Origin of the sequence: Pseudomonas sp. p21 (assembly GCF_001642705.1) — a bacterium.
Classification (GTDB): domain Bacteria; phylum Pseudomonadota; class Gammaproteobacteria; order Pseudomonadales; family Pseudomonadaceae; genus Aquipseudomonas.
The window spans coordinates 517,642-543,639 of record NZ_LWBV01000001.1; the positions used below are offsets into that span (position 1 = coordinate 517,642).

The window sequence follows — 25,998 nt, forward strand, 5'->3', positions numbered from 1 at the left end:
GGGAGCGGCCTTGTGTCGCGATTGGGCCGCAAAGCGGCCCCAGCGATTCAGCGCAAGCCGCGTTGCAGCTCGTCCAGGTCGCGGATGTACTTGAACACCTTGCGCGCGGCGGCAGGCGGCTTGTTCCGCGCCTTCTCGTGCTGGGCATGGCGTACCAGCGAGCGCAGCTGCTGGCGGTCGGTGTCGGGGTACTCGTTGACGAAGCGCTCGAGGTCTTCGTCATTACCGTCGATCAGCCGGTCGCGCCAGCGCTCCAGGTTGTGGAAGCGCTCGTTGTACTGGCGGGTCGAGCTGTCCATCTGTTCGAGCAAGGCGTGGATGGCATCCAGGTCTTGCACGCGCATCAGCTTGCCGACGAACGACATGTGGCGTTTACGGGCACCGTGAGCGGTGTGCTTGCTGGCTTCGGCCAAGGCCTTGCGCAGCTCGTCGGTCAACGGCAGGCGGGCCAGGGTATCGGCCTTGAGCGTGGTAAGGCGCTCGCCGAGTTCGACCAGCGCATGCAGCTCGCGCTTGATCTGGGTTTTGCTTTTTTCGCCGTCGAAGGCGTCGTCGTTTGAATCAACCATGGTGGCAGTCCGCTAGAAATCGCCGCCATGATAACCAGTCGGGGGCCGCTTGTCCGGCCCGGTCGTAGAATGACCCTTGCCGAACGCAGAATTTGAGTGGAGAAAACCATGAGTGCAGTCCAGAGCGTAGGTCCCAAGGACCTGCCAGCATTGCAGGAGCAGGTCGAGGCGATCATCGCCGAAGCGCGCCGCCAAGGGGCCAGTGCCTGCGAAGTGGCAGTGTCGCTGGAGCAGGGCCTGTCCACCACGGTACGTCAGCGTGAGGTCGAAACGGTCGAGTTCAACCGCGATCAGGGGTTTGGCATCACCCTCTATGTCGGCCAGCGCAAGGGCTCGGCCAGCACCTCGGCCAGTGGCCCGGAAGCGATCCGCGAAACCGTCGCCGCCGCCTTGGCGATTGCCAGGCATACCTCCGAGGATGAGTGTTCCGGCCTGGCCGACGCAGCGCTGATGGCCCGCGAGATTCCGGACCTGGACCTGTACCACGACTGGAACCTCGAGCCTGAGAAGGCCATCGAGATGGCCCTGGCCTGCGAGGCGGCGGCGTTCGACGCCGACCCGCGTATCCTCAATGCCGACGGTACCACCCTCAATACCCATCAGGGCTGCCGCGTGTATGGCAACAGTCATGGCTTCATCGGTAGTTACGCCTCGACCCGGCACAGCCTGAGCTGCGTGATGATCGCCGAAGGCGACGGGCAGATGCAGCGTGACTACTGGTACGACGTGAACCGTCAGGGCAACCTGCTGGCCGACCCGCGTAGCATCGGCGTGCGCGCTGCCCAGCGTGCCGCCAGCCGCCTGGGTGCGCGGCCGGTGCCGACCTGCGAGGTGCCGGTGCTGTTCTCGGCCGAGCTGGCCGGTGGCCTGTTCGGCAGCTTCCTGTCGGCCATCTCCGGCGGCAACCTGTACCGCAAATCCTCGTTCCTGGAGGGGACCATTGGCCAGCGCCTGTTCCCCACCTGGCTGACCCTCGACGAGCGTCCGCACATTCCGCGGGCACTGGGCAGTGCCGCATTCGATGGCGATGGCCTGGCTACCTATGCCAAGCCGTTCGTCGACAAGGGCGAACTGGTCTCGTACCTGTTGGGTACCTATTCCGGGCGCAAGCTGGGGTTGCCAAGCACGGCCAACGCCGGCGGTGTGCACAACCTGTTCGTCAGCCACGGTGTCGAAGACCAGGCGGCGCTGATCCGCCGCATGGGTCGCGGGCTGCTGGTGACCGAGCTGATGGGGCATGGCCTGAACATGGTGACGGGGGATTATTCCCGTGGCGCGGCAGGGTTCTGGGTCGAGAATGGCGAGATTCAGCACGCGGTGCAGGAAGTGACCATTGCCGGGAACATGAAAGACATGTTCCAGCAGATTGTCGCGATTGGCAGCGATCTTGAGACCCGCAGCAACATTCACACCGGTTCGGTGCTGATCGAGCGGATGACTGTAGCAGGCAGTTGATCCATAACCTGCACCGGCCTCTTCGCGGGCTTGCCCGCGCCCACAGGTACTGCATCAAGCTTGAAACCTGTGCGATCCCTGTGGGAGCGGGCAAGCCCGCGAAAGGGCCGGTGCAGGCTACAGAGAATTTTCAAGAAAATCGAAGACCCGGCCCCCGCGCCGGGTTTTTGTTTCATCACCTTTTCCTTGAAGTGATTCTAGTTATCACCTAATAATGAATATCATTATCCAGTAACTCGGCGATGATGTTCATGAAACCCGTCCTCCGCGAACTGCCCTACCTGGAAAACTGGCGTTGGCTCAGCCGACGCATCCGCTGCGCGCTCGAACCCGACGAGCCGCGCCTGATCGAGCATTACCTGGCCGAAGGGCGCTACCTGGTGTGCTGCACCGAGACCTCGCCATGGACGGTGGCGCTGACTTCCTTTCGCCTGCTGCTGGATACCGCCTGCGACCGCATGCTGCCCTGGCATTGGCGCTGCCTGTGCCTGGACCAGGCCTGGCGCCCGCTGCTGGACCTGCGCAACCTCGACCGCGAGGCACAGAACCCGCGTTGGCAGCCCTACGCCCTGCAGTTGGCCAACTGCCGCCTGCTGCCGTCGATTTCTCCCGATGAACTGATGCAAGGATTTGATGATGAGTGATACCCGTATCGAGCGTGACAGCATGGGCGAACTGCAGGTGCCGGCCCAGGCCCTGTACGGTGCCCAGACCCAGCGCGCGGTCGACAACTTCCCGATCAGCGGCCAGCGCATGCCGGCCCAGTTCATTCGTGCGCTGCTGCTGGCCAAAGCTGCCGCGGCCAAGGCCAACGTCGAACTGGAACAGCTGTCGGCTGCGCAGGGACAGGCCATCGTCAAGGCAGTCGAGCAGCTGCTGGCTGAAGATTTCATCCAGCACTTCCCGGTGGATGTGTTCCAGACCGGTTCTGGCACCAGCTCGAACATGAACGCCAACGAGGTGATCGCCACCCTGGCCAGCCGCGTGCTGGGTGACGCTGTCAACGCCAACGACCACGTCAACTGCGGCCAGAGCAGCAACGACATCATCCCGACCACCATCCACGTCAGCGCCGCCCTGGCCCTGCACGAGCAATTACTGCCAGCCTTGGCGCACCTGGTGCAGGTGATCGAGGCCAAGTCGGCACAGGTGCATCAGTACGTGAAGACCGGCCGCACCCACCTGATGGACGCCATGCCCGTGCGCCTGAGCCAAGTGCTGGATGGCTGGGCGGCGCAAATCACTGGCGCCAAGGCACACATCGAAGCGACCCTGCCGAGCCTGCAGGCGCTGGCCCAGGGGGGCACCGCCGTGGGCACCGGCATCAACGCCCACCCACAGTTCGCTGCTGGCTTCGCCCGCCAGCTCAGCGGCCTGACGCAGGTCGAGTTCACCCCCGGGCAGAACCTGTTCGCCCTGATCGGCTCGCAGGACACCGCCGTGGCGCTGTCGGGCCAGCTCAAGACTACTGCCGTGGCGCTGATGAAGATCGCCAACGACTTGCGCTGGATGAACTCCGGCCCGCTGGCCGGGCTGGGCGAAATCGAGTTGCAAGGCCTGCAGCCGGGCTCTTCGATCATGCCAGGCAAGGTCAACCCGGTGATTCCGGAGGCCACCGCCATGGTCGCCGCCCAAGTGATCGGCAACGATGCCACCATCGCCATCGCCGGCCAGTCCGGCAACTTCGAGCTGAACGTGATGTTACCGGTGATCGCCCGCAACCTGCTGGAGAGCATCGAGCTGATGGCCAACGTCAGCCGCCTGCTGGCCGACAAGGCCATCGCCAGCTTCAAGGTCAACGAAAGCAAGCTCAAGGAAGCCCTGGCGCGCAACCCGATCCTGGTCACCGCGCTGAACCCGATCATCGGCTATCTCAAGGCCGCCGAAATCGCCAAGACCGCCTACAAGCAGGGCCGACCTATCATCGACGTGGCGCTGGAGCACACCGACCTGTCGCGCGACCAGCTGGAAGCGCTGCTGGACCCGGAAAAACTCACCGCCGGTGGTATCTGACACGGAGTCACGGCCCAAGCGCCTGCGATGGCCGTGCTGGCCATCGCCCAACCCATGCCTATGGAATTTGCTGAAATGCCTCATACCTTGCCTGCACTGCCTTATGCCTACGCTGCGCTGGAGCCGCACATCGACGCGCAGACCATGGAAATCCACCACACCAGGCACCACCAGACCTACGTCAATGGCCTCAACGCCGCCATCGAAGGCACCGAGTGGGCTGAGTGGCCGGTGGAAAAACTGGTCGGTGCGGTCAGGCAACTGCCGGAAAACCTGCGTGGTGCGGTGACCAATCATGGCGGCGGGCACGCCAACCACAGCCTGTTCTGGACCGTGATGTCGCCGCAGGGTGGGGGGGAGCCGCAGGGCTCGCTGGCGCAAGCCATCAGCGCGCAGCTGGGCGGTTTCGACACCTTCAAGGAGGCCTTCACCAAGGCTGCGCTGACCCGCTTCGGCAGTGGCTGGGCCTGGCTCAGCGTGACACCGCAGAAAACCCTGGCAGTGGAAAGCAGTGGCAACCAGGACAGCCCGCTGATGCACGGCAATACACCTATCCTCGGCCTGGATGTGTGGGAGCATGCCTACTACCTGAAGTACCAGAACCGTCGTCCGGAATACATCGGTGCCTTCTACAACGTCATTGACTGGGCGGAAGTGGAGCGCCGCTACCTCGAAGCCCTGAAGTGAGTCGCACCGGAATGCGCCCCGGGATGATGGCTGTCAGCCGTGTGCGCTTGTTTCGCTTGTTTCGCCTGACGCTTGGGACTTTGCTGTTGCTGGTAGGCACTGCGCTGCTATTGGCGCGCGGTTTCACCTGGTTGGACCTGGCTTGGCCGGCTTGGGGCTGTGTATTGGCTTGCGCCTGATGATGGGGGCACCGGCTTCGCTGTGGGAGCGGCTTCAGCCGCGAACACCGGCGCAGCCGGTGCCATGCACCGCGTTGGATTCTTCGCGGCTAAAGCCACTCCCACAGGGTACGCGGACCGCTTGCGCAGCCCAAAGGACTGGGCAATCTAGCTGTTCCCACAAGGACCGTGCGGGCCAGCGAAATTCATTCACCTTCGTCGAAATAATTGTTGATCAGCTCGACCAGCGCTGCCATGGCATCGTCGTCCTGCTCACCTTCGGTATGCAGGTGCACCTGGGTGCCTTTGCCGGCCGCCAGCATCATCACCGCCATGATGCTCTTGCCATCCACCAGCTTGTCCGGCGCACGGCCAACCCTGACCTGGCAGGGGAAGCGGCCGGCAACGCCGACGAACTTGGCTGCCGCCCGGGCATGCAGACCCAGCTTGTTGATGATGGTTATTTCACGGGCGGGCATCGTGGGGTGGATCCTTGGGCTAGAGGTCGCGGTGGCGGACCTGGACGTTTTTCAGGGATTGCTGCAGCAACTGGCCAAGGCGTTCGGTGATATACACCGAGCGGTGGTGGCCGCCGGTGCAGCCAATGGCAATGGTAACGTAGGCACGGTTGCTGGCGGCGAAGCGGGGCAGCCACTTGAGCAGGTAGCTGGAAATGTCGTTGAACATCTCTTCGACATCCGGCTGTGCGGCCAGGTAGTCGATCACCGGTTGGTCGAGGCCGGAGTGCTCACGCAACTCGGGCTTCCAGTAGGGGTTGGGCAGGCAGCGCACATCGAACACCAGGTCGGCATCGACCGGCATTCCGCGCTTGAAACCGAACGACTCGACCAGGAACGCGGTGCCAGGCTCGGGCTGGTTGAGCAGGCGCAGCTTGATCGAATCACGCAGCTGGTAAAGGTTCAGGTTGGTGGTATCGATCTTCAGGTCGGCCAGGTCCGCAATCGGCCCCAGCAATTCGCTTTCCACACGAATCGCTTCCGCGAGCGAGCGGTTGGCGTTGGTCAGCGGGTGGCGTCGGCGGGTTTCCGAGAAGCGCTTGAGCAGCATGTCTTCGTCGGCATCCAGGTACAACACGTCGCACTGGATGTGCCGGGCGCGGGCTTCTTCGAGCAGTTCGGGGAAGCGTGTCAGGTGGCTGGGCAGGTTGCGCGCGTCGATCGACACGGCGACCTTGGGTTGCTGCGATTCGGTGTTGATCAGCGCATTTTCCGCCAACTGCGGCAGCAGCCCGGCGGGCAGGTTGTCAATGCAGTAGAAACCGTTGTCTTCCAGGACATCGAGGGCGGTGCTCTTGCCGGAGCCGGACCGGCCGCTGACGATGATCAGGCGCATGTTCAGTGCTCGTTCTGTACGTCCAGGACAACCTGGAACAGGGCCTCGCTGCTGGTGGCCGCACGCAGGCGATCACGGACCTCCTTGCGATCGAGCATGCTGGCAATCTGGCGCAGCAGTTCCAGATGGGCATCGGTGGCGGCTTCCGGCACCAGCAGGACGAACAGCAGGTCCACCGGCGCGCCATCGATGGCGTCGTAGTCGATAGGGGCTTCCAGGTGCAGCAGGGCGCTGACCGGAGCGGAACATCCTTCAAGCCGGCAGTGCGGGATGGCGATGCCATTGCCGAAACCGGTCGAACCGAGTTTTTCCCGGGCGACCAGTTTTTCGAAGACATCCTGCATCTCCAGTTCTGGCACTTGTTCGGCGATGACGGTGGCGACCTTTTCCAGGGCGCGCTTCTTGCTGCCGCCCGGCACGTTCACGAGGGAACGGCCGGGGGTCAGGATGGTTTCAAGTCGGATCATGGATGAGGGGGATCAGCGGGCAGCTGCACCTTGCAGCAGGCTTTGCTGTTTTTCCTTGTGTTTTTTCAGTTGGCGGTCGAGCTTGTCGGCCAAGGCGTCGATCGCTGCATACATGTCTTCGTGTTCGGCGTTGGCAACCACTTCGCCGCCAGGAATCTGCAAGGTCGCTTCGACCTTCTGCTGCAGCTTCTCGACTTTCATGATGACCTGCACGTTGGTGATCTTGTCGAAGTGACTTTCCACGCGAGCGAGCTTTTCAAGCACATAATCGCGCAGTGGCTGGGTGACTTCTACATGCTGTCCACTGATATTGACTTGCATACAGCTTCTCCTTTGTTGCCCGTGCATAAAGAGGCAGGTCTTGCACCTGCCCCACAAACGCTTTGGTACATCTCAGGGGCTACATCAGTCGCTTGCGCTCGCTCGACGGTGCGATGCCGAGGGACTCGCGGTACTTGGCGACGGTGCGACGGGCTACCTGGATGCCTTGTGCCTCCAGTAAACCAGCGATCTTGCTGTCACTCAATGGCTTTTTCTGATTTTCCGCCGCAACCAGTTTCTTGATGATCGCGCGGATCGCCGTGGACGAGCATTCTCCGCCTTCGGAGGTGCTGACATGGCTGGAGAAAAAGTATTTCAGTTCGTAGATGCCACGCGGCGTGTGCATGTATTTCTGCGTGGTAACCCGCGAAATGGTCGACTCGTGCATGCCCACCGCTTCGGCGATGTCATGCAGCACCAACGGCTTCATCGCTTCGTCACCGTGGTCAAGGAAGCCGCGCTGGTGCTCGACGATCTGCGTGGCCACCTTCATCAGGGTTTCGTTGCGGCTTTGCAGGCTCTTGATGAACCAGCGCGCTTCCTGCAGCTGGTTGCGCATGAAGGTGTTGTCGGCGCTGGTGTCGGCCCGGCGCACGAACCCGGCGTACTGCGGGTTGACGCGCAGGCGCGGGATGGCCTCCTGGTTCAGTTCCACCAGCCAGCGGTCGCTGTCCTTGCGCACGATGACGTCGGGCACCACGTACTCAGGCTCGCTGGACTCGATCTGCGAGCCGGGGCGCGGGTTGAGGCTTTGTACCAGCTCGATGACCTGGCGCAGCTCGTCTTCCTTGATTTTCATGCGACGCATCAGCTGGCTGTAGTCACGGCTGCCGAGCAGGTCGATGAAATCTGTGACCAGGCGCTTGGCTTCGGTCATCCACGGGGTGTTGGCGGGCAGCTGGCGCAGTTGCAGCAACAGGCATTCGCCTAGGCTGCGGGCGGCAATACCGGCGGGCTCGAACTGCTGGATGCGGTGCAGCACCGCTTCGACCTCGTCCAGCTCGATATCCAGCTCCGGGTCGAAACCGGCGCAGATTTCCTCGAGGGTGTCTTCCAGGTAGCCCTGGCCGTTGATGCTGTCGATCAGGGTGACGGCGATCAGGCGGTCGGTGTCGGACATCGGTGCCAGGTTCAGCTGCCACAGCAGGTGGCTTTGCAGGCTTTCGCCGGCCGATGTGCGGGTGGTGAAGTCCCACTCGTCGTCATCGTTGCTTGGCAGGCTGCTGGCACTGGTCTGGTAGATGTCTTCCCAGGCCGTGTCGACTGGCAGTTCGTTGGGGATGCGCTCGCTCCACTCACCGTCTTCCAGGGTGTCGGCACTGGTGGTGCTTTCCTGGAAGCTGTTGTCCTGGACTTCGGCGGCCGGCTTGTTCTCGGCGTTGTCCGCCATCGGGTCGCTGTTGTCGAAGTCGTCGCCGTCTTCCTGACGTTCGAGCATCGGGTTCGACTCCAGCGCTTCCTGGATTTCCTGTTGGAGGTCCAGGGTGGAGAGCTGGAGCAGGCGGATGGCCTGTTGCAACTGCGGTGTCATCGTCAGTTGCTGGCCCATTTTTAGGACGAGCGATGGTTTCATGGCTGGGGCTTAATACCTTGTTCGCCGGCGCGCATGCGCCATCCACTACACGAGGGCGCCGGAGCGCCAAATCAAGCAAGTTTTATGCCTTAAATTGTAGCGTTTGCCTAGAGCACTGTAACAACTTTACCCGCTGTTTCAGGGCGATTTGCCAGTACTCCAGGCGCGTGCCGGGCTCAGAGCCGGAACTCGTGGCCCAGGTAAACCTCTTTGACCAGGTCGTTGGCCAGGATGGTTTCGGCGTCGCCTTCGGCGATCAGTCGGCCATCATTGACGATATAGGCGGTTTCGCAGATATCCAGGGTCTCACGCACGTTGTGGTCGGTGATCAGTACACCGATGCCCTTGGCCTTGAGGTGGTGGATGATCTGCTTGATGTCGCCGACCGAGATCGGGTCGACACCGGCGAAGGGTTCGTCCAGCAGGATGAACTTGGGCGCGGTCGCCAGCGCGCGGGCAATTTCCACGCGGCGGCGCTCACCGCCGGACAGGCTCATGCCGAGGTTGTCGCGGATGTGGCTGATGTGGAACTCCTGCAGCAGGCTTTCCAGCTCTTTGCGCCGGCCGTCGCGGTCGAGGTCCTTGCGGGTCTCGAGGATGGCCATGATGTTGTCGGCCACCGACAGCTTGCGGAAGATCGAGGCTTCCTGCGGCAGGTAGCCGATGCCGGCGCGGGCGCGCCCGTGCATGGGCTGGTGGCTGACATCGAGGTTGTCGATCAGCACGCGCCCCTGCTCGGCCTGGACCAGGCCGACGATCATGTAGAAGCAAGTGGTCTTGCCGGCGCCGTTGGGGCCGAGCAGGCCGACGATCTGGCCGCTGTCGATCGACAGGCTGACATCACGTACGACTTGCCGCCCCTTGTAGCTCTTGGCCAGGTGCTGGGCTTTGAGGGTTGCCATTTACTCGGCCTTCTTCTTGGGCTGGATCACCATGTCGATACGCTGACGCGGCGAGGTCACGTTGCCACCACGACCGGCGGTCGCCACCTGGGTCTGGGTGTTGTAGACGATCTTCTCGCCTTCGGTGGTGTTGCCTTCGTTCTCGACCTTGGCGCGGTCGGTGAGGATCACCAGGTCCTTCTGCGACTGGTACTGGATGGTCACGCCCCAGCCTTTCATCTTGTCCGGCTTGGCCGCGCTCTGCTGCTGCTCGAAGTAGGCCAGGTTGCCCACCGAGGTCACCACGTCGATATCGCCGGAGGCGGAGCGGGTGATGGTCACGGTGTTGCCTTTGATCATCATCGAACCCTGGGTGATGATCACGTCGCCGGTGTAGGTGGCCACGCCCTGCTTGTCGTCCAGGTGGGCGTTGTCGGCCTGGATGCGGATAGGCTGGTCACGGTCGTTCGGCAGGGCGAGGGCGCTCGCGCTTCCCAGTGCTGCGCTCAGGCTGAGCAAAAGGGGGAGGGTTTTAACGAGCCTCATACTGTCCTCTTACGTTAGAGAGCAAGTCCATCTTGCCTTCTTTCAAATACGCTTTCATTCCTTTGCCCGTAGTTGTGCCACCGGCGCCGTCGATTCTAACGGCTTGCTCGGTCTGCGCATATTGCTTCTGCGGGAACACGGTCATGCGTGAGCTGGTAATGATGGTTTCACGCTGCTTTTCGTCGGTGCGGGCAACCCGGACCTTGTCGATCAGTTCGACCTCGCTGCCGTCCGGGTTGACCTCGGCGCGGGTGCTCTGCACGTGCCACGGGTATTCGGTACCGCGGTACAGGTGCAGGTCCGGCGTGGTCAGCAGGGTGATTTCGCTGGCCTTGAGGTGCTCGACCTTGTCGGCGGTCATTTCGTACTGCAGCTTGCCGTCGGGCAGGAACTGCACACTGTGGGCGTTGATCGCGTAGTAGTCGATGGCGCTTGCGTCGACCTGGGCCACCGGCTTGTCGAGGAAGCTTTCCGGGCTGACATTCCAGTAGCCGATCGCCACCAGCAGGGCGGCGATTGCCGCGAGCAGCGCAATGTTGCGGGCTTTCTTGCTGAACATGGGCAGCCTTACAGGTAATTGGCGTTGGCAGCGTCCAGGGTGCCCTGGGCCTGCATGATCAGTTCGCAGAATTCACGGGCCGCGCCTTCGCCGCCACGTGCCTGGGTCACGCCATGGGCGTGCTGGCGAACGAACGGCGCGGCGTTGGCCACCGCCATGCCCAGGGCGACCCGGCGAATCACCGGCAGGTCGGGCAGGTCGTCGCCCAGGTAAGCCACTTCAGCATAGCTCAGGCCCAGTTCGGCGAGCAGGCCGTCCAGCACCACCAGTTTGTCCTCGCGGCCCTGGTACAGGTGCGGGATGCCGAGGTTCTTCGCCCGGCGCTCGACCACCGGGGTCTTGCGCCCGCTGATGATCGCCGTGGTCACGCCCGAGGCCATGAGCATCTTGATGCCCTGGCCGTCGAGGGTGTTGAAGGTCTTGAACTCGCTGCCGTCCTCGAGGAAGTACAGGCGCCCGTCGGTGAGCACGCCGTCCACGTCGAACACTGCCAGCTTGATATGCTTGCCGCGTTGCATGAGGTCCTGGTTCATTCCATCGCTCCTTTACATTACGCCGGCGCGCAGCAGGTCGTGCATGTTCAGGGCTCCGGTCGGGCGGTCCTCGCGGTCCACCACCACCAGGGCGCCGATCTTGTGGTCCTCCATGATCTTCAGGGCCTCGGCCGCGAGCATTTCGGCGCGGGCCGTCTTGCCGTGCACGGTCATGACCTGGTCGATCAGGGTGGTGTGAACGTCGATGTTGCGGTCCAGGCTGCGGCGCAGGTCACCGTCGGTGAAGATCCCGGCCAGCTTGCCGTCGGCTTCGACGATCACGGTCATGCCCAGGCCTTTGCGGGACATTTCAAGGAGTGCGTCCTTGAGCAGGGTGCCACGGGGCACCTTGGGCAGTTCGTCGCCGGCGTGCATCACGTTCTCCACCTTGAGCAGCAGGCGGCGGCCCAGCGCACCACCCGGGTGCGAGAAGGCAAAGTCCTCGGCGGTGAAGCCGCGGGCTTCGAGCAGGGCAATGGCGAGCGCGTCGCCCAGCACCAGCGATGCGGTGGTGGAGGAGGTGGGGGCCAGGTTCAGCGGGCAGGCCTCTTGCTCGACGCGGGCGTCGAGGTTGACCTCGGCAGCCTGGGCCAGGGGCGAGTCCGGGTTGCCGGTCAGGCTGATCAGCTTGATGCCCAGGCGCTTGATCAGCGGCAGCAGGGTGACGATTTCGGCGGTGCTGCCGGAGTTCGACAGGGCAAGGATGACATCATCGCGGGTGATCATGCCCATGTCGCCATGGCTTGCTTCGGCCGGGTGCACGAAAAACGCCGGTGTGCCGGTGCTGGCCAGGGTGGCGGCGATCTTGTTGCCGATGTGCCCGGACTTGCCCATGCCGACCACGACGACCCGGCCCTTGCTGGCCAGGATCAGTTCGCAGGCCTTGACGAAATTGTCGTCGATGCGCGCCAGCAGGGCCTCTACGGCCTCGAGTTCCAGGCGCAGGGTGCGTTGGGCGGATTGGATCAGCTCGCTGGATTGGCTCATGTCGAAAAAGCAATGCCTGATGAAAAGGCGGCGATTATAGCTGCAATGAAAGAAACCCTCACGCTTTCGATTGCCGTGGCGAATGTCTCGTTAGCCTGTCGCAGGGCTGAACGACTCGTTAGCCGACCTTGGGGCGGCGCTGTCAGCGGTGCTATAGTTCGCCGCTATTCGGCCTGCCAGGGGCGCTTGTGCCTTCCAGATGGAGGCCGACGTCCATAAGGACGAGGCTGCACTAGCAAGGAGTCTAGATGAGTGTGGATAGCGCCTACGCGGTCGAGTTGAAGGGGGTTACCTTCAAACGCGGTTCGCGCAGCATTTTCAGCAACGTCGACATTCGCATCCCGCGCGGCAAGGTCACCGGTATCATGGGGCCATCGGGTTGCGGCAAGACCACGTTGCTCCGCCTGATGGGCGCGCAGTTGCGCCCTTCCAGCGGTGAGGTCTGGGTTGCCGGGCAGAACCTGCCGACGTTGTCGCGCAGCGACCTGTTCGACGCCCGCAAGCAAATGGGGGTGCTGTTCCAGAGCGGCGCGCTGTTCACCGATCTCGATGTGTTCGAGAACGTTGCGTTCCCGCTGCGCGTGCACACCCAGCTGTCGGACGAAATGATCCGCGATATCGTGCTGATGAAACTGCAGGCCGTAGGGCTGCGCGGTGCCATCGACCTGATGCCCGACGAACTGTCCGGTGGCATGAAACGCCGGGTGGCACTGGCCCGGGCGATTGCCCTGGACCCGCAGATCCTCATGTACGACGAACCGTTCGTCGGCCAGGACCCGATCGCCATGGGTGTATTGGTGCGCCTGATCCGCCTGCTCAATGATGCCCTGGGTATCACCAGCATCGTCGTTTCCCACGACCTGGCAGAAACCGCCAGCATCGCCGACTACATCTATGTGGTAGGTGACGGCCAGGTGCTGGGCCAGGGGACGCCTGACGAACTGATGGGCTCGGACAATCCGCGCATTCGCCAGTTCATGAAGGGCGACCCGGACGGCCCGGTACCTTTCCACTTCCCTGCGCCTGACTACCGCGCCGACTTGCTGGGGGCGCGTTGATGCGCAGAAAATCCTTACTCGAACGTGTCCGCCTGTTGGGCCGCTCGGCAATCGACGTGCTGGCGGTGCTGGGGCGCTCCTGCCTGTTCCTGTTCCATGCGCTGATTGGCCGTGGCGGTATCGGCGGCGGCTTCCAGCTGCTGATCAGGCAGCTGTACTCGGTGGGCGTGCTGTCGCTGGCGATCATCGTCGTGTCTGGGGTGTTCATCGGCATGGTGCTGGCGCTGCAGGGCTTCAGCATCCTGACCAAGTACGGCTCGGAGCAGGCGGTGGGGCAGATGGTCGCCCTGACCCTGCTGCGAGAGCTCGGCCCGGTGGTGACGGCGCTGCTGTTTGCCGGCCGTGCCGGTTCGGCGCTGACCGCCGAAATCGGCAACATGAAGTCCACCGAGCAGTTGTCGAGCCTGGAAATGATCGGCGTCGACCCGCTCAAGTACATCGTAGCGCCACGCCTGTGGGCCGGCTTCATCTCGCTGCCGTTGCTGGCGCTGATTTTCAGCGTGGTCGGCATCTGGGGTGGCTCTTGGGTGGCGGTGGACTGGCTGGGCGTCTACGAGGGCTCGTTCTGGGCCAACATGCAGAACAGTGTTTCGTTCACCGACGACGTGCTCAACGGGCTGATCAAGAGCCTGGTATTCGCCTTCGTCACGACCTGGATCGCCGTATTCCAGGGGTACGACTGTGAGCCCACCTCAGAAGGGATCAGCCGTGCCACCACCAAGACCGTGGTCTATGCCTCGTTGGCAGTGCTGGGTCTGGACTTTATTCTGACCGCCTTGATGTTTGGAGATTTCTGATGCAAAACCGCACCCTGGAAATCGGTGTCGGCCTGTTCCTCCTGGCCGGGATCCTGGCGCTGCTGCTGCTGGCACTGCGTGTCAGCGGGCTGTCGGCCAGCCCGAGCAGCGATACCTATAAAGTTTATGCCTACTTCGACAATATCGCCGGTTTGACGGTCAGAGCTAAAGTGACCATGGCCGGTGTGACCATCGGCAAGGTTACCGCCATCGATCTGGACCGTGATTCCTACACCGGTCGGGTGACGCTGCAGCTGGACAAGTCGGTGGACAACCTGCCGACCGACTCCACTGCCTCGATCCTGACCGCCGGGTTGCTTGGCGAGAAGTACATCGGCATCAGCGTGGGCGGTGAAGACCAGGTGCTCAAGGATGGCGGGACCATCCACGACACCCAGTCGGCGCTGGTGCTGGAAGATCTGATTGGCAAGTTCCTGCTCAACTCCGTTGGCAAGGAACCTAAAGAAGCGCAACCGGCTAATTAAGGAGTTTCCATGATTTCCATCCTGCGACGTGGCCTGCTGGTCCTGCTGGCGGCCTTCCCCCTGCTGACCATGGCTGCGCAGACCCCACACGATGTGATCCAGGGCACCACCACTGAACTGCTGGGCGACCTGAAGGCCAACAAGGAACAGTACAAGTCCAACCCTAATGCCTTCTACGATGCGCTGAATCGCATCCTCGGCCCGGTGGTGGATGCCGACGGTATTTCCAAAAGCATCATGACCGTCAAGTACTCGCGCAAGGCCACCCCTGAGCAGATGCAGCGCTTCCAGGAAAACTTCAAGCGCAGCCTGATGCAGTTCTATGGCAATGCCCTGCTCGAGTACAACAACCAGGGCATCGCAGTCGACCCGGCCAAGGCTGATGACGGCAAGCGCGCCAGCGTCGGCATGAAGGTCACTGGCAACAACGGTGCCGTGTATCCGGTGCAGTACACCATGGAAAACATTGGCGGCGAGTGGAAGGTGCGTAATGTGATCGTCAACGGCATCAACATCGGCAAGCTGTTCCGCGACCAGTTCGCCGACGCCATGCAGCGCAACGGCAACGACCTGGACAAGACCATCGACGGCTGGGCCGGCGAAGTGGCCAAGGCCAAGCAGGCCGCCGACAACTCGCCAGAGAAGACCGTCAAATGAGTGAGGCCGGTGTAAGCATGGCCGAGCCGGGCGTGTTGCGCCTGGCCGGTGTGCTGGACTACCGCAGCGGGCCGGCCCTGCGCAAGCAGGGCAAGGCACTGATCGCGGCCTGCCGCGAGGTGCAGTTGGTACTCGATTGCTCGGCGGTGCAGCGCTCCACCAGTGTCGGCCTGTCGTTGCTGCTGGCCTTCATGCGCGATGCCCAGGCCGCCGGCAAGGGCTGCCAGGTGCGCAGCATGCCCGACGACATGCGGGAAATTGCCGAGGTCTATGACCTTGACGAAGTGCTGGCAACCTGATAGCTCGGCACGGGTGATGGCCCCTCGGTCAGCGAAGCCCTCGTTGGGCTTCGCAGGCGAGGGGCTTTTTTGTATGATGGCCGACCCGTGCGCATCGGGCGCCGATTGAGGTTGAGCATGCAGGCCGTAGAAGTTAAAAGCTTCCTTGAAGAGAAATTGCCGGGTTCCCGGGTCGAAGTTGAAGGCGAAGGCTGCAACTTCCAGTTGAACGTGATCAGCGACGAGTTGGCTGGCCTGAGCCCGGTCAAACGCCAGCAGGCGATCTATGCTCACCTGAATCCGTGGATCGCCAATGGCAGCATCCATGCGGTAACCATGAAATTTTTCAGCAGCGCAGCCTGGGCTGAGCGCACCTGAGCCAACGTGGCGGCGAGATTCCAATGGACAAACTGATTATTACTGGCGGCGCTTGCCTTGATGGCGAGATCCGTATTTCGGGCGCGAAGAACGCAGCCCTGCCGATTCTGGCGGCGACCCTGCTGGCCGACGGCCCGGTCACCGTGGGCAACCTGCCGCACCTGCACGACATCACCACCATGATCGAGCTGTTCGGCCGCATGGGCATCGAGCCGGTGATCGACGAAAAGCTGGCGGTGGAGATCGACCCACGCACCATCAAGACCCTGGTCGCGCCTTACGAGCTGGTCAAGACCATGCGCGCCTCGATCCTGGTGCTGGGCCCGATGGTCGCCCGTTTCGGTGAGGCCGAAGTGGCCCTGCCTGGCGGTTGCGCCATTGGCTCGCGCCCGGTCGACCTGCACATCCGTGGCCTTGAGGCCATGGGCGCGAAGATCGAAGTCGAAGGCGGCTACATCAAGGCCAAGGCGCCTGAGGGTGGCCTGCGCGGTGCGCACTTCTTCTTCGACACCGTCAGCGTGACCGGTACCGAGAACATCATGATGGCCGCTGCCCTGGCCAACGGCCGCAGCGTGCTGCAGAACGCCGCGCGCGAGCCGGAAGTGGTCGACCTGGCCAACTTCATCAACGCCATGGGCGGCAAGGTCCAGGGCGCGGGTACCGACACCATCACCATCGATGGCGTCGAGCGCCTGCACTCGGCCAATTACCGCGTGATGCCGGACCGTATCGAGACCGGTACCTACCTGGTCGCTGCTGCCGTGACCGGTGGCCGCGTCAAGGTCAAGGACACCGACCCGACCATCCTTGAAGCCGTACTGGAAAAGCTCAAGGAAGCCGGCGCCGACATCAACACCGGCGAAGACTGGATCGAGTTGGACATGCACGGCAAGCGGCCGAAAGCCGTCAACCTGCGTACCGCCCCGTACCCGGCGTTCCCGACCGACATGCAGGCGCAGTTCATCTCGCTCAACGCCATTGCCGAAGGTACTGGCGCGGTGATCGAGACGATCTTCGAAAACCGCTTCATGCACGTCTACGAAATGCACCGCATGGGCGCGCAGATCCAGGTCGAAGGCAACACAGCCATCGTCACTGGCGTCAAGGCGCTGAAGGGGGCCCCGGTAATGGCCACCGACCTGCGTGCTTCCGCCAGCCTGGTGCTGTCGGCGCTGGTAGCCGAAGGCGATACCCTGATCGATCGCATCTACCACATCGACCGTGGTTACGAGTGCATCGAAGAAAAACTGCAGATGCTGGGCGCGAAGATTCGTCGCGTACCGGGCTAGTCGTCTGCTGCGGGAGTGGGCTTGCCCGCTCCCGCATAACGAATTGAATGCGGTCGGGCTCGACGCCCGGCCGGCAGTAGCCGCTTAAGGACCGACGTTCCAATGCTGACCATCGCGCTTTCCAAAGGCCGTATTCTCGACGATACCCTGCCGTTGCTGGCCGAGGCCGGTATCGTGCCGACCGAGAACCCGGACAAGAGCCGCAAACTGATCATCCCCACCACGCAGGACGATGTGCGCCTGCTGATCGTGCGTGCCACCGACGTGCCGACCTATGTCGAGCATGGTGCCGCCGACCTGGGTGTGGCCGGCAAGGATGTGCTGATGGAGTACGGCGGCCAGGGCCTGTACGAGCCCCTGGACCTGCAGATTGCCCGTTGCAAGCTGATGACCGCTGGCGTGGTCGGCGCACCCGAGCCCAAGGGCCGTCTGCGCGTGGCAACCAAGTTCGTCAACGTAGCCAAGCGCTACTACGCCGAACAGGGCCGCCAGGTCGACATCATCAAGCTGTACGGCTCGATGGAACTGGCACCGCTGATCAACCTCGCCGACAAGATCATCGACGTGGTCGACACCGGTAATACCCTGCGTGCCAACGGCCTGGAGCCCCAGGAACTGATCGCCACGATCAGCTCGCGCCTGGTGGTCAACAAGGCCTCCATGAAAATGCAGCACGCCCGTATCCAGAGCCTGATCGACACGCTGCGCGGTGCGGTCGAATCGCGACACCGCGGCTGACTCTCTACCGACTGTGCGCGGCCTTTGCTGTCGCGCCCGTCTATCCGCGTCATAGCCATTTTTCTCGGGTGCCCGCGCGGATGGACTGGTAGCCTAGGGCGCCTGAGCATTCGCCAATAATCGAGGCCCTCGCCATGACCGTGTCCACTGCAATTGCCCGTCTCAACGCTGCTGATCCGGATTTCGCCCGACATCTGGATCATCTGCTGAGCTGGGAAAGTGTGTCCGATGACGCGGTCAACCAGCGCGTGCTCGACATCATCAAGGCCGTGCGTGAGCGTGGCGATGCGGCATTGGTGGAGTTCACCCAGCGTTTCGATGGTGTCGATGCCAAGTCGATTGACGACCTGATCCTCGATCGCGCGCGCCTGGAACTGGCCCTGACCCGCATTACCCCGGCCCAGCGTGAAGCCCTGGAAAAGGCCGCCAACCGTGTGCGCATGTACCACGAGCGGCAGAAGCAGGACTCCTGGCAGTACACCGAAGCCGACGGCACCGTGCTCGGCCAGAAGGTCACCCCGCTGGACCGCGCCGGCCTGTATGTGCCGGGCGGCAAGGCGTCGTACCCGTCGTCGGTGCTGATGAACGCCATCCCGGCCAAGGTCGCCGGTGTGGCCGAGGTGGTGATGGTGGTGCCGACCCCGCGTGGCGAGGTCAACGAGCTGGTGCTGGCGGCTGCCTGCATCGCCGGTGTTGACCGTGTGTTCACCGTCGGTGGCGCCCAGGCTGTTGCCGCGCTGGCCTACGGTACCGAAAGCGTGCCGCAGGTGGACAAGATCGTCGGCCCGGGCAACATCTACGTCGCCACCGCCAAGCGCCATGTGTTCGGCCAGGTGGGTATCGACATGATCGCCGGCCCGTCGGAAATCCTCGTGGTGTGCGACGGCCAGACCGACCCGGACTGGATCGCCATGGACCTGTTCTCCCAGGCGGAGCACGACGAAGATGCCCAGGCCATCCTGGTCAGCCCCGATGCCGCCTTCCTCGACCGCGTTGCCGCCAGCATCGACAAGCTGCTGCCAACCATGGAGCGTGCCGAGATCATCGAGAAGTCGATCAATGGCCGTGGCGCGCTGATCCAGGTGCGTGACATGCAGCAGGCCATGGAAGTGGCCAACCGCATCGCGCCGGAGCACCTGGAGCTGTCGGTGGCCGACCCGCAGGCCTGGCTGCCGCACATCCGCCACGCTGGCGCGATCTTCATGGGCCGCCACACCAGCGAAGCGCTGGGCGACTACTGCGCTGGCCCCAACCACGTGCTGCCGACTTCCGGCACCGCGCGTTTCTCGTCGCCGCTGGGGGTGTATGACTTCCAGAAGCGTTCGTCGATCATTTTCTGCTCCGAGCAGGGCGCGTCCGAACTGGGCCATACCGCCTCGGTCCTGGCCCGTGGCGAGTCGCTGACCGCCCACGCCCGCAGCGCTGAATACCGCATTCTGACCCAAGAGAAGGGGAACTGAGCATGAGTCGATTCTGGAGCCCCTTCGTCAAGGACCTGGTGCCTTACGTGCCGGGCGAGCAGCCCAAGCTGGCCCGCCTGGTCAAGCTGAACACCAACGAAAACCCCTACGGCCCGTCGCCCAAGGCGCTGGAGGCCATGCGCGGCGAGCTGAACGACAACCTGCGCCTGTACCCGGACCCGAACGGTGACCGGCTGAAGCAGGCGGTGGCCGAGTACTACGGCGTGACCCCGGCGCAAGTGTTCGTCGGCAACGGTTCGGACGAGGTACTGGCGCACATCTTCCACGGCCTGTTCCAGCACGACGCGCCGCTGCTGTTCCCGGACATCAGCTACAGCTTCTACCCAGTCTATTGCGGGCTCTACGGTATCGCCTTCGAACAGGTGGCGCTGGATGAGCAGTTCCAGATCCGCATCGAGGACTACAACAAGCCCAACGCCGGCATCATCTTCCCCAACCCCAACGCGCCGACCGGCTGCCTGATGCCGCTGCAGGCGGTGGAGCAGTTGCTGCAGGCCAACCGTGATTCGGTGGTGGTGATCGATGAGGCCTACATCGACTTCGGTGGCGAAACGGCCATCAGCCTGGTCAACCGCTACGACAACCTGCTGGTCACCCAGACCCTGTCGAAGTCGCGTTCGCTGGCCGGGCTGCGGGTTGGCCTGGCGGTGGGGCACCCGGACCTGATCGAGGCGCTGGAGCGTATCAAGAACAGCTTCAACTCCTACCCGCTGGACCGTGCGGCGATCGTCGGCGCGGCTGTGGCGTTCGAGGACCGCGAGTACTTCGAGGAAACCTGCCGCAAGGTGATCGACAGCCGCGAGGTATTGGTCGGGCAACTGCGGGCCAAGGGCTTCGAAGTGCTGCCATCGGCGGCCAACTTCATCTTTGCCCGCCACCCGCAGCAGGATGCCGGTGAGCTGGCCGCGCGCCTGCGCGAGCAAGGCGTGATCGTGCGCCACTTCAAGCAGCCGCGCATTGCCCAGTTCCTGCGCATTACCATCGGTACGCCAGAGATGAACCAGGCGCTGCTTGATGCGTTGAACTGACGGTATTGCAAGCTGCCGTGACGCGGCCCTTGTGGGAGCGGGGGTGCCCGCGAACACCGGCAACGCCGGTGCCATCCATCGCGTTGGATTTTTCGCGGGCATGCCCGCTCCCACAGGGATTTCCACTATCGGCAGAAACCATCAGTGTTTGCTGTATTGCCGGTATACATTATGCTGACCAGATTCATCGGATGATTGGTTGAGTTGCATGAGTACCGAATTGACCAAGCGCTCCCTGGTCGAACTGGCCGTCGAGCGCATGCGTGAACGCATCGAGCTGGGCGACTGGCAGGTTGGCCAGCGCCTGCCGACCGAGCCGGAACTGGCCCTGCAACTGGGCATCAGCCGCAACACTGTGCGCGAGGCCATGCGTGTGTTGGCGTTCAGTGGCCTGGTGGAGATCCGCCAGGGCGACGGCAGTTACCTGCGCACGGCCCAGGACCCGCTGCAGGCGGTGCAGGCGATGTCCCGTTGCACGCACGAGCAGGCCCGTGAAACCCGGCACATCCTCGAAGCCGAGGCCATCGGCCTGGCCGCACTGCGCCGTACCGACGCCGACCTGCAAGCGCTGCGTGATGCCCTGGCCAACAGTGCCGGGCATTTTCACGGTGATATCGATGCTTATGTGGCCTGCGACCTGGTGTTTCACCAGCGGCTGGTCGATGCCGCCCATAACCCGGCCTTGAGTGAACTGTACCGGTACTTTTCCGGGGTGGTGGCTGCCGCGCTGCAGCACAACATGGCGACTGTGCCGCGCTGCCAGGCCACGTTCGACTTGCATGGGCAGATCCTCGCCGCCATCGAGCAACGCGATGCGGAGCGGGCCAAGCGCCTGAGCCGTACCCTTATCGAATCCTGACCCCGAGAAGGCCATGGCTGAATCCATCACCCGTAACACCCCACCGAACGAGCGGGACCTCGATGAGTTGCTGATCGACGCCGAGGCTGACGACGAGCAGGTCCAGCAGCAGCCAGTGGTAGTGCGGCGGCCCTGGCTGTTGTTGCTGGGCCTGGTGCTGGTGGCCTTGAACCTGCGTCCGGCGCTGTCGAGCATGGCGCCGGTGCTGGGCCAGGTATCCGAAGGTTTGGGGCTGAATGCTTCGCAGGCCGGTTTGCTGACCACCCTGCCGGTGCTGTGCCTGGGCCTGTTCGCCCCCTTGGCGCCGGTGCTGGCGCGGCGCTTTGGCAGTGAGCGGGTGATCCTCGGCATCCTCGTCACCCTGGCGCTGGGCATTTTGGTGCGCAGCACCTTTGGCGCTATCGGGGTGTTCCTTGGCAGCCTGATGGCGGGGGCCAGTATTGGCATTATTGGCGTGCTGTTGCCGGGTATAGTCAAACGCGACTTCCCGCAGCATGCTGGCACCCTGACCGGCGTGTATACCATGGCGTTGTGCCTGGGCGCCGCCATGGCGGCGGGTGCCACGGTACCCCTGGCCCGGCATTTCTATGACAGCTGGGCGCTGGGGCTGGGTTTCTGGGGGCTGCCGGCCGTGCTGGCCATGCTGGTATGGCTGCCGCAAGCCCGCCAGGGCCATGGTCTGCACAAGGTGGCCTATCGCGTGCGTGGGCTTTGGCGTGATCCGCTGGCCTGGCAGGTGACCCTGTACATGGGCCTGCAGTCTTCGCTGGCGTACATCGTCTTCGGCTGGTTGCCATCGATCCTGATCGGCCGCGGCCTGAGCCCGACCGAAGCGGGCCTGGTGCTGTCGGGGTCGGTGATCGTGCAACTGGTCAGTTCGCTCAGTGCGCCCTGGCTGGCCACGCGCGGCAAGGACCAGCGGCTGGCGATCGTGCTGGTCATGCTGATTACCCTGGCTGGCCTGTTCGGTTGCCTGTATGCGCCACTTTCCGGGCTGTGGGGCTGGGCGGTGGTGCTGGGCCTGGGGCAGGGCGGTACCTTTGCCCTGGCGCTGACCTTGATCGTGCTGCGCTCGAAGGATGCCCATGTGGCGGCAAACCTGTCGAGCATGGCGCAGGGAGTGGGGTATACGCTGGCGTCGATGGGACCGTTCGCGGTGGGGCTGGTGCATGACCTGACCGGGGGCTGGGCGGCAGTGGGGTGGATTTTCGCCGTGCTGGGGGCGGGTGCCCTCGTGTTCGGCCTGGGGGCCGGGCGGGCTTTGCATGTGCAGGTGAGCAGCGAGAAAGTCTGAAGTTGATGTTGGCAGTGCCGGCCCTTTCGCGGGTGAACCCGCTCCCACAGCTACTGCACAATTTTCAAGATGTGTGCGATCCCTGTGGGAGCGGGTTCACCCGCGAAGGGGCCGGTACTGGCATAAGCAACCGGGGCAGATTATCGTGCTGCTTTGACTCCCAGGATGGACCAGCCCTCATGAGCGATGCCAACCACGACCTGATCACCCGTTTCTACCAGGCCTTCCAGCGCCTGGACGCCGAGGCCATGGTTGCCTGCTACAGCGATGATATCGTCTTCAGCGACCCGGTCTTCGGCACCCTGCGTGGCAAGGATGCAGGCGACATGTGGCGGATGCTGACCAGCCGCGCCAAGGACTTCACCCTGACCTTCGATAACGTCCGCGCTGACGAGCGCAGTGGTGGAGCGCACTGGGTGGCCACCTACCTGTTCAGCCAGACCGGTCGCACCGTGGTCAACGATATCCAGGCGCGTTTCGTGATCCGTGACGGGCTGATCTGCCAGCACGACGACCACTTCGACTTGTGGTGCTGGACGCGGCAGGCGCTGGGAGTGCCTGGCGTGCTGCTCGGCTGGTCGCCGCTGGTGCAGAACAAGGTACGCCAGCAGGCATTCAAAGGCCTGCGGGCGTACCAGCATGCTCAAGGCAGCGCTACTGCCTGATCACTCTCGTGATAGCTGAAGGCGGCACGTTCATCGAGGTCGTTCGGTAGGCGAATACGAATGACGGGTATGAATGTGCCGTTGGTCCTGTGCCAATCCTGCTGATCGGCCTGAGCTTGTTGCAATGCGCCGTAAGCGCCTTCGATATGGAAGAACGACTGGATTGGCAGCCTGCTGGACTGCTCTTCGTCCCACGCACCGATCACTACTTCGTTCCACGGGAAAGGTAATTCAGGCGCAAACAACTGTTTGGCACGTATGCTCTGGTAGAAGGCTTCAGCCCGCTCAGGCACCCGCGCCCGGCGGATATCGAATGCACACTGGGCCTTGTAGTCGCCGCTTTGCCGGAAGCGCTCTATCCACTGCTCGGCAGTGAGTACCCCCTGTTCATGGCAGGCCGCTTCGGTTGCGGCTGTCTGCCGATTGTCGCCGCAACCGCGGTTGTCACGCTCCCAGGTATCACCGTCAGTGGGCCAGGCGCATAGCATTTCGTAGCGCAAGCTCTCTTTCGGGCGTTGCAGCAGCGGGTACAGGGTAAAGCCGCTACGGCCGTCGGCAGCCAGCTGCGTGGTGGGAATGTCGGCGCGCAGGTAAGAGAACGATACGCCGCCTTTGTCCTTGCTGTTCTGGCTATGATGCCAGGAGTGATAAAGCGGTGAAGGTCTGGTTGACCTTAGTAAAACGCCCGAACAGGCGTGGGCAGGTACCGCGTTGCCCTGGCACTGCGCGGGCGTGGAGTCGTAGTTTTTCTGCAACTGCTTGGCGGTCTGGGCGCCGATGGAGGCCTGGGCGGTGGATACGCCGGCCCAGAGGGCAGCGGCAAGCAAGGTGCGGGATGCTGAAGTGAGCATGATGAAGCCCTTTTTGGGGGGGCTCACCAAATTAATGATGGAAAGAGCAGGCGTCGTGAGTGAAAAAGTGCCGGATCAGGCAGTAAAACCCTGGTATGTCTACTTGGTAAGGGCTGCCAATGGATCGCTGTATTGCGGTATCAGCGATGACCCGCAGCGGCGTTTTCTGGCGCACCAGAAAGGGCAGGGCGCACGTTACTTCAAGACCAGCCCGGCCCAGGCGCTGGTGTATGTGGAGCAATGGCCGGACAAGGGCGAAGCATTGCGCCAGGAGCGGTTGGTGAAGCGGCTGCGCAAGTCGGCGAAGGAGGCGTTGGTGGCCTCCTATGAGGCTGTGTCTTCCGCTACTTAGGGCCCTCAGTCCTTGCGCCGCTTCAACTGATCCACCAAGGTGGTCGGAAGGCCCTTGATGATCAAGGTCCCTGCCGCTTCGTCATATTCGACCTTGTCCCCCAGCAGGTGCGCTTCGAAGCTGATCGACAGCCCCTCGGCACGCCCGGTGAAACGGCGGAACTGGTTGAGAGTGCGCTTGTCCGCGGGGATTTCCGGCGACAGGCCGTAGTCCTTGTTGCGGATGTGGTCGTAGAACGCCTTGGGCCGGTCCTCGTCGATCAGGCTGGACAGCTCTTCCAGGGTTACCGGCTCGCCCAGCTTGGTCTGGGTAGTGGCGTACTCGACCAGGGTCTGGGTTTTTTCGCGGGCGGACTCTTCCGGCAGGTCTTCGCTCTCGACGAAGTCGCTGAAGGCCTTGAGCAGGGTGCGGGTTTCACCCGGGCCGTCGACGCCTTCCTGGCAGCCGATGAAGTCGCGGAAGTAGTCCGAGACCTTCTTGCCGTTCTTGCCCTTGATGAACGAAATGTACTGTTTGGAGTTCTGATTGTTCTTCCACTCCGACAGGTTGATGCGCGCTGCCAGGTGCAACTGACCAAGGTCGAGGTGGCGCGAAGGCATCACGTCGAGCTCGGCGTTCACCGCCACGCCTTCGCTGTGGTGCAGCAGGGCGATCGCCAGGTATTCGGTCATGCCTTGCTGGTAGTGGGCAAACAGGATGTGGCCGCCGGTGGACAGGTTGGACTCTTCCATCAGCTTCTGCAGGTGTTCCACGGCCACGCGGCTGAAGGCGGTAAAGTCCTTTTCTTCGTCCAGGTACTGTTTCAGCCAGCCACTCAGCGGGTAGGCGCCAGACTCACCGTGGAAAAAACCCCAGGCCTTGCCTTGCTTGGCGTTGTAGCTGTCATTGAGGTCGGTCAGCAGGTTCTCGATGGCGTCGGAGGCGGCCAGTTCGGAATCGCGGGCATGCAGCACGGCGGGGCTGCCATCGGGCTTTTTGTCGATCAGGTGAACGATGCAATGACGGATTGGCATGGAATTCTCGGCGAGCTGCAAAAGTCGTCCAGTTTACCCTAGACACAAGGTGATGCAGTGGCCGGATGTTGGCAGAAATGCCGGTTGTTCGTTTTTTGTTCAAATTTGTGCGTTTTAGGCTAAAACCCCCGAAAAACCTGCATTAAATCAAAGTGCGCAGCGGATATTTATCCGTTCCTGTGGTAGCTTTGCGCGGTCTTGCGCCCCTTGTGTGGCGCATTGCTGGCAGCGTGCTGTCGTCGTGTCGAACCAAACGTCGATTTACGTATCTACATACGCGATTGGCGCGGCCCTCCACTTTCAGGGGCTGGCCCGATAACGTCGTAGTCCGCTGCATAACCATCGAATTTGATAGGGAAGGAACACCACCATGGCATTGACCAAAGACCAACTGATTGCCGACATCGCCGAATCGATCGCCGCGCCAAAAGCCACCGCCAAGAACGCTCTGGAGCAACTGGGCCAGATCGTTGCCGACCAACTGGAAAACGGCGCTGAAATCACTCTGCCAGGCATCGGCAAGCTGAAAGTCGCTGAGCGTCCTGCCCGTACCGGCCGCAACCCTTCGACTGGCGCTGCCATCGAAATCGCTGCCAAGAAAGTCGTCAAGTTCGTTCCAGCCAAAGTGCTGACCGACGCCATCAACAAGTAATTGTTGAAGCATTGACGAAAC

General features: G+C 62.7%; 32 protein-coding genes. 19 read left to right on the top strand and 13 right to left on the bottom strand.

Going from position 1 to position 25,998, the window contains the following annotated elements:
• Positions 1-47: 47 nt before the first annotated feature.
• A complete protein-coding gene (gene yjgA / locus A4C63_RS02450) occupies positions 48-569 on the bottom strand; it encodes a ribosome biogenesis factor YjgA (protein ID WP_063911356.1) in 522 nt (173 codons plus the stop codon).
• A gap of 108 nt (positions 570-677) precedes the next feature.
• Here yjgA and pmbA point away from each other — a divergent pair, with 108 nt between their 5' ends.
• The 4 genes from pmbA to A4C63_RS02470 all read left to right on the top strand — a co-directional run bounded on the left by pmbA (position 678) and on the right by A4C63_RS02470 (position 4,724).
• Complete coding sequence (gene pmbA / locus A4C63_RS02455) at positions 678-2,024, top strand: metalloprotease PmbA (protein WP_063911357.1); 1,347 nt, start codon at positions 678-680, stop codon at positions 2,022-2,024.
• A 242-nt stretch (positions 2,025-2,266) separates the two neighbouring features.
• Entirely contained in the window at positions 2,267-2,668 is a 402-nt protein-coding gene (locus A4C63_RS02460) for a hypothetical protein (protein WP_063911358.1), read from the top strand.
• Positions 2,661-4,037 (top strand): lyase family protein, encoded by a 1,377-nt coding sequence (locus A4C63_RS02465; protein ID WP_063911359.1) that lies wholly within the window; start codon positions 2,661-2,663, stop codon positions 4,035-4,037. The genes A4C63_RS02460 and A4C63_RS02465 overlap by 8 nt, the downstream gene beginning before the upstream one ends.
• A 75-nt stretch (positions 4,038-4,112) precedes the next feature.
• The gene (locus A4C63_RS02470) at positions 4,113-4,724 is read left to right on the top strand and encodes a superoxide dismutase (protein WP_063911748.1); all 612 of its coding nucleotides are present in this window, start codon (positions 4,113-4,115) and stop codon (positions 4,722-4,724) included.
• Between the two features lie 364 nt (positions 4,725-5,088).
• On the opposite strand, the gene A4C63_RS02475 is transcribed toward A4C63_RS02470, so the two are convergent.
• The 10 genes from A4C63_RS02475 to A4C63_RS02520 form a co-directional block, all read right to left on the bottom strand.
• Positions 5,089-5,361, bottom strand: a complete 273-nt coding sequence (locus tag A4C63_RS02475) for an HPr family phosphocarrier protein (RefSeq protein WP_013971075.1) — start codon at positions 5,359-5,361, stop codon at positions 5,089-5,091.
• A gap of 19 nt (positions 5,362-5,380) precedes the next feature.
• Positions 5,381-6,235 carry an RNase adapter RapZ gene (gene rapZ, locus A4C63_RS02480; protein ID WP_063911360.1) on the bottom strand — a complete coding sequence of 285 codons (855 nt, stop codon included), beginning with the start codon at positions 6,233-6,235 and terminating at the stop codon, positions 5,381-5,383.
• Between the two features lie 2 nt (positions 6,236-6,237).
• A complete protein-coding gene (gene ptsN, locus A4C63_RS02485) occupies positions 6,238-6,702 on the bottom strand; it encodes a PTS IIA-like nitrogen regulatory protein PtsN (protein WP_015269060.1) in 465 nt (154 codons plus the stop codon).
• 12 nt (positions 6,703-6,714) lie between these two features.
• The gene (hpf, locus tag A4C63_RS02490; RefSeq protein WP_003255135.1) at positions 6,715-7,023 is read right to left on the bottom strand and encodes a ribosome hibernation-promoting factor, HPF/YfiA family; all 309 of its coding nucleotides are present in this window, start codon (positions 7,021-7,023) and stop codon (positions 6,715-6,717) included.
• A 79-nt stretch (positions 7,024-7,102) separates the two neighbouring features.
• Positions 7,103-8,596 (bottom strand): RNA polymerase factor sigma-54, encoded by a 1,494-nt coding sequence (locus A4C63_RS02495; protein ID WP_063911361.1) that lies wholly within the window; start codon positions 8,594-8,596, stop codon positions 7,103-7,105.
• 176 nt (positions 8,597-8,772) lie between these two features.
• Positions 8,773-9,498 (bottom strand): LPS export ABC transporter ATP-binding protein, encoded by a 726-nt coding sequence (gene lptB / locus A4C63_RS02500; RefSeq protein ID WP_003255132.1) that lies wholly within the window; start codon positions 9,496-9,498, stop codon positions 8,773-8,775.
• A complete protein-coding gene (gene lptA, locus A4C63_RS02505) occupies positions 9,499-10,023 on the bottom strand; it encodes a lipopolysaccharide transport periplasmic protein LptA (RefSeq protein WP_063911362.1) in 525 nt (174 codons plus the stop codon).
• On the bottom strand, positions 10,010-10,582 hold the full coding sequence (gene lptC, locus A4C63_RS02510; protein WP_063911363.1) for an LPS export ABC transporter periplasmic protein LptC: 573 nt from the start codon (positions 10,580-10,582) through the stop codon (positions 10,010-10,012). Before lptC ends, lptA begins: the two co-directional genes overlap by 14 nt.
• Positions 10,583-10,590: 8 nt before the next feature.
• Positions 10,591-11,115, bottom strand: coding sequence for an HAD family hydrolase (locus A4C63_RS02515; RefSeq protein ID WP_063911364.1), 525 nt, complete (start codon positions 11,113-11,115; stop codon positions 10,591-10,593).
• Between the two features lie 12 nt (positions 11,116-11,127).
• The gene (locus A4C63_RS02520; RefSeq protein WP_063911365.1) at positions 11,128-12,102 is read right to left on the bottom strand and encodes an SIS domain-containing protein; all 975 of its coding nucleotides are present in this window, start codon (positions 12,100-12,102) and stop codon (positions 11,128-11,130) included.
• 248 nt (positions 12,103-12,350) lie between these two features.
• Here A4C63_RS02520 and A4C63_RS02525 point away from each other — a divergent pair, with 248 nt between their 5' ends.
• The 13 genes from A4C63_RS02525 (at position 12,351) to A4C63_RS02585 (ending at position 23,109) form a co-directional block, all read left to right on the top strand.
• The gene (locus A4C63_RS02525; RefSeq protein ID WP_012270662.1) at positions 12,351-13,160 is read left to right on the top strand and encodes an ATP-binding cassette domain-containing protein; all 810 of its coding nucleotides are present in this window, start codon (positions 12,351-12,353) and stop codon (positions 13,158-13,160) included.
• Positions 13,160-13,957 carry a lipid asymmetry maintenance ABC transporter permease subunit MlaE gene (gene mlaE, locus A4C63_RS02530; protein WP_063911366.1) on the top strand — a complete coding sequence of 266 codons (798 nt, stop codon included), beginning with the start codon at positions 13,160-13,162 and terminating at the stop codon, positions 13,955-13,957. The genes A4C63_RS02525 and mlaE overlap by 1 nt, the downstream gene beginning before the upstream one ends.
• A complete protein-coding gene (gene mlaD / locus A4C63_RS02535; RefSeq protein ID WP_003257921.1) occupies positions 13,957-14,442 on the top strand; it encodes an outer membrane lipid asymmetry maintenance protein MlaD in 486 nt (161 codons plus the stop codon). The genes mlaE and mlaD overlap by 1 nt, the downstream gene beginning before the upstream one ends.
• A 9-nt stretch (positions 14,443-14,451) precedes the next feature.
• Positions 14,452-15,099 (top strand): phospholipid-binding protein MlaC, encoded by a 648-nt coding sequence (locus A4C63_RS02540; RefSeq protein ID WP_063911367.1) that lies wholly within the window; start codon positions 14,452-14,454, stop codon positions 15,097-15,099.
• Positions 15,096-15,398 (top strand): lipid asymmetry maintenance protein MlaB, encoded by a 303-nt coding sequence (locus A4C63_RS02545; protein WP_063911368.1) that lies wholly within the window; start codon positions 15,096-15,098, stop codon positions 15,396-15,398. The genes A4C63_RS02540 and A4C63_RS02545 overlap by 4 nt, the downstream gene beginning before the upstream one ends.
• A gap of 117 nt (positions 15,399-15,515) precedes the next feature.
• Positions 15,516-15,755 carry a BolA family protein gene (locus A4C63_RS02550; RefSeq protein ID WP_003255121.1) on the top strand — a complete coding sequence of 80 codons (240 nt, stop codon included), beginning with the start codon at positions 15,516-15,518 and terminating at the stop codon, positions 15,753-15,755.
• 23 nt (positions 15,756-15,778) lie between these two features.
• Positions 15,779-17,044 (top strand): UDP-N-acetylglucosamine 1-carboxyvinyltransferase, encoded by a 1,266-nt coding sequence (murA, locus tag A4C63_RS02555; protein ID WP_063911369.1) that lies wholly within the window; start codon positions 15,779-15,781, stop codon positions 17,042-17,044.
• Between the two features lie 102 nt (positions 17,045-17,146).
• Positions 17,147-17,782: an ATP phosphoribosyltransferase gene (gene hisG, locus A4C63_RS02560; protein WP_003257924.1), complete on the top strand. Its 636-nt coding sequence runs from the start codon at positions 17,147-17,149 to the stop codon at positions 17,780-17,782.
• A 134-nt stretch (positions 17,783-17,916) separates the two neighbouring features.
• Complete coding sequence (gene hisD, locus A4C63_RS02565) at positions 17,917-19,242, top strand: histidinol dehydrogenase (RefSeq protein WP_063911370.1); 1,326 nt, start codon at positions 17,917-17,919, stop codon at positions 19,240-19,242.
• Positions 19,243-19,244: 2 nt separating this feature from the next.
• Positions 19,245-20,291: a histidinol-phosphate transaminase gene (hisC, locus tag A4C63_RS02570; RefSeq protein WP_063911371.1), complete on the top strand. Its 1,047-nt coding sequence runs from the start codon at positions 19,245-19,247 to the stop codon at positions 20,289-20,291.
• A 208-nt stretch (positions 20,292-20,499) separates the two neighbouring features.
• Complete coding sequence (locus A4C63_RS02575) at positions 20,500-21,150, top strand: FadR/GntR family transcriptional regulator (RefSeq protein WP_063911372.1); 651 nt, start codon at positions 20,500-20,502, stop codon at positions 21,148-21,150.
• A gap of 13 nt (positions 21,151-21,163) precedes the next feature.
• Positions 21,164-22,444, top strand: a complete 1,281-nt coding sequence (locus tag A4C63_RS02580; protein WP_063911373.1) for an MFS transporter — start codon at positions 21,164-21,166, stop codon at positions 22,442-22,444.
• Positions 22,445-22,623: 179 nt separating this feature from the next.
• Positions 22,624-23,109: a nuclear transport factor 2 family protein gene (locus A4C63_RS02585; RefSeq protein WP_063911374.1), complete on the top strand. Its 486-nt coding sequence runs from the start codon at positions 22,624-22,626 to the stop codon at positions 23,107-23,109.
• Here the strand turns inward: A4C63_RS02585 and A4C63_RS02590 are convergent.
• Positions 23,088-23,936, bottom strand: coding sequence for a hypothetical protein (locus A4C63_RS02590; protein WP_156510840.1), 849 nt, complete (start codon positions 23,934-23,936; stop codon positions 23,088-23,090). The two genes, A4C63_RS02585 and A4C63_RS02590, sit on opposite strands and share 22 nt — an antisense overlap.
• A 61-nt stretch (positions 23,937-23,997) precedes the next feature.
• Between A4C63_RS02590 and A4C63_RS02595 the strand changes: the two genes are divergently transcribed.
• Positions 23,998-24,312, top strand: a complete 315-nt coding sequence (locus tag A4C63_RS02595; RefSeq protein WP_172827480.1) for a GIY-YIG nuclease family protein — start codon at positions 23,998-24,000, stop codon at positions 24,310-24,312.
• A gap of 5 nt (positions 24,313-24,317) precedes the next feature.
• Here A4C63_RS02595 and yejK read toward each other — a convergent pair whose 3' ends face one another.
• A complete protein-coding gene (gene yejK / locus A4C63_RS02600; protein WP_063911749.1) occupies positions 24,318-25,325 on the bottom strand; it encodes a nucleoid-associated protein YejK in 1,008 nt (335 codons plus the stop codon).
• A 370-nt stretch (positions 25,326-25,695) separates the two neighbouring features.
• Here yejK and A4C63_RS02605 point away from each other — a divergent pair, with 370 nt between their 5' ends.
• Positions 25,696-25,977: an HU family DNA-binding protein gene (locus A4C63_RS02605; RefSeq protein WP_003257928.1), complete on the top strand. Its 282-nt coding sequence runs from the start codon at positions 25,696-25,698 to the stop codon at positions 25,975-25,977.
• Positions 25,978-25,998: the final 21 nt, after the last annotated feature.

What these genes read in the sequence shown, in the direction of transcription:
- yjgA (WP_063911356.1), bottom strand. Translation starts at nt 569, where the DNA reads ATGGTTGATTCAAACGACGACGCCTTCGACGGCGAAAAAAGCAAAACC.
- pmbA (WP_063911357.1), top strand. Translation starts at nt 678, where the DNA reads ATGAGTGCAGTCCAGAGCGTAGGTCCCAAGGACCTGCCAGCATTGCAG.
- A4C63_RS02460 (WP_063911358.1), top strand. Translation starts at nt 2,267, where the DNA reads ATGATGTTCATGAAACCCGTCCTCCGCGAACTGCCCTACCTGGAAAAC.
- A4C63_RS02465 (WP_063911359.1), top strand. Translation starts at nt 2,661, where the DNA reads ATGAGTGATACCCGTATCGAGCGTGACAGCATGGGCGAACTGCAGGTG.
- A4C63_RS02470 (WP_063911748.1), top strand. Translation starts at nt 4,113, where the DNA reads ATGCCTCATACCTTGCCTGCACTGCCTTATGCCTACGCTGCGCTGGAG.
- A4C63_RS02475 (WP_013971075.1), bottom strand. Translation starts at nt 5,361, where the DNA reads ATGCCCGCCCGTGAAATAACCATCATCAACAAGCTGGGTCTGCATGCC.
- rapZ (WP_063911360.1), bottom strand. Translation starts at nt 6,235, where the DNA reads ATGCGCCTGATCATCGTCAGCGGCCGGTCCGGCTCCGGCAAGAGCACC.
- ptsN (WP_015269060.1), bottom strand. Translation starts at nt 6,702, where the DNA reads ATGATCCGACTTGAAACCATCCTGACCCCCGGCCGTTCCCTCGTGAAC.
- hpf (WP_003255135.1), bottom strand. Translation starts at nt 7,023, where the DNA reads ATGCAAGTCAATATCAGTGGACAGCATGTAGAAGTCACCCAGCCACTG.
- A4C63_RS02495 (WP_063911361.1), bottom strand. Translation starts at nt 8,596, where the DNA reads ATGAAACCATCGCTCGTCCTAAAAATGGGCCAGCAACTGACGATGACA.
- lptB (WP_003255132.1), bottom strand. Translation starts at nt 9,498, where the DNA reads ATGGCAACCCTCAAAGCCCAGCACCTGGCCAAGAGCTACAAGGGGCGG.
- lptA (WP_063911362.1), bottom strand. Translation starts at nt 10,023, where the DNA reads ATGAGGCTCGTTAAAACCCTCCCCCTTTTGCTCAGCCTGAGCGCAGCA.
- lptC (WP_063911363.1), bottom strand. Translation starts at nt 10,582, where the DNA reads ATGTTCAGCAAGAAAGCCCGCAACATTGCGCTGCTCGCGGCAATCGCC.
- A4C63_RS02515 (WP_063911364.1), bottom strand. Translation starts at nt 11,115, where the DNA reads ATGAACCAGGACCTCATGCAACGCGGCAAGCATATCAAGCTGGCAGTG.
- A4C63_RS02520 (WP_063911365.1), bottom strand. Translation starts at nt 12,102, where the DNA reads ATGAGCCAATCCAGCGAGCTGATCCAATCCGCCCAACGCACCCTGCGC.
- A4C63_RS02525 (WP_012270662.1), top strand. Translation starts at nt 12,351, where the DNA reads ATGAGTGTGGATAGCGCCTACGCGGTCGAGTTGAAGGGGGTTACCTTC.
- mlaE (WP_063911366.1), top strand. Translation starts at nt 13,160, where the DNA reads ATGCGCAGAAAATCCTTACTCGAACGTGTCCGCCTGTTGGGCCGCTCG.
- mlaD (WP_003257921.1), top strand. Translation starts at nt 13,957, where the DNA reads ATGCAAAACCGCACCCTGGAAATCGGTGTCGGCCTGTTCCTCCTGGCC.
- A4C63_RS02540 (WP_063911367.1), top strand. Translation starts at nt 14,452, where the DNA reads ATGATTTCCATCCTGCGACGTGGCCTGCTGGTCCTGCTGGCGGCCTTC.
- A4C63_RS02545 (WP_063911368.1), top strand. Translation starts at nt 15,096, where the DNA reads ATGAGTGAGGCCGGTGTAAGCATGGCCGAGCCGGGCGTGTTGCGCCTG.
- A4C63_RS02550 (WP_003255121.1), top strand. Translation starts at nt 15,516, where the DNA reads ATGCAGGCCGTAGAAGTTAAAAGCTTCCTTGAAGAGAAATTGCCGGGT.
- murA (WP_063911369.1), top strand. Translation starts at nt 15,779, where the DNA reads ATGGACAAACTGATTATTACTGGCGGCGCTTGCCTTGATGGCGAGATC.
- hisG (WP_003257924.1), top strand. Translation starts at nt 17,147, where the DNA reads ATGCTGACCATCGCGCTTTCCAAAGGCCGTATTCTCGACGATACCCTG.
- hisD (WP_063911370.1), top strand. Translation starts at nt 17,917, where the DNA reads ATGACCGTGTCCACTGCAATTGCCCGTCTCAACGCTGCTGATCCGGAT.
- hisC (WP_063911371.1), top strand. Translation starts at nt 19,245, where the DNA reads ATGAGTCGATTCTGGAGCCCCTTCGTCAAGGACCTGGTGCCTTACGTG.
- A4C63_RS02575 (WP_063911372.1), top strand. Translation starts at nt 20,500, where the DNA reads ATGAGTACCGAATTGACCAAGCGCTCCCTGGTCGAACTGGCCGTCGAG.
- A4C63_RS02580 (WP_063911373.1), top strand. Translation starts at nt 21,164, where the DNA reads ATGGCTGAATCCATCACCCGTAACACCCCACCGAACGAGCGGGACCTC.
- A4C63_RS02585 (WP_063911374.1), top strand. Translation starts at nt 22,624, where the DNA reads ATGAGCGATGCCAACCACGACCTGATCACCCGTTTCTACCAGGCCTTC.
- A4C63_RS02595 (WP_172827480.1), top strand. Translation starts at nt 23,998, where the DNA reads ATGGAAAGAGCAGGCGTCGTGAGTGAAAAAGTGCCGGATCAGGCAGTA.
- yejK (WP_063911749.1), bottom strand. Translation starts at nt 25,325, where the DNA reads ATGCCAATCCGTCATTGCATCGTTCACCTGATCGACAAAAAGCCCGAT.
- A4C63_RS02605 (WP_003257928.1), top strand. Translation starts at nt 25,696, where the DNA reads ATGGCATTGACCAAAGACCAACTGATTGCCGACATCGCCGAATCGATC.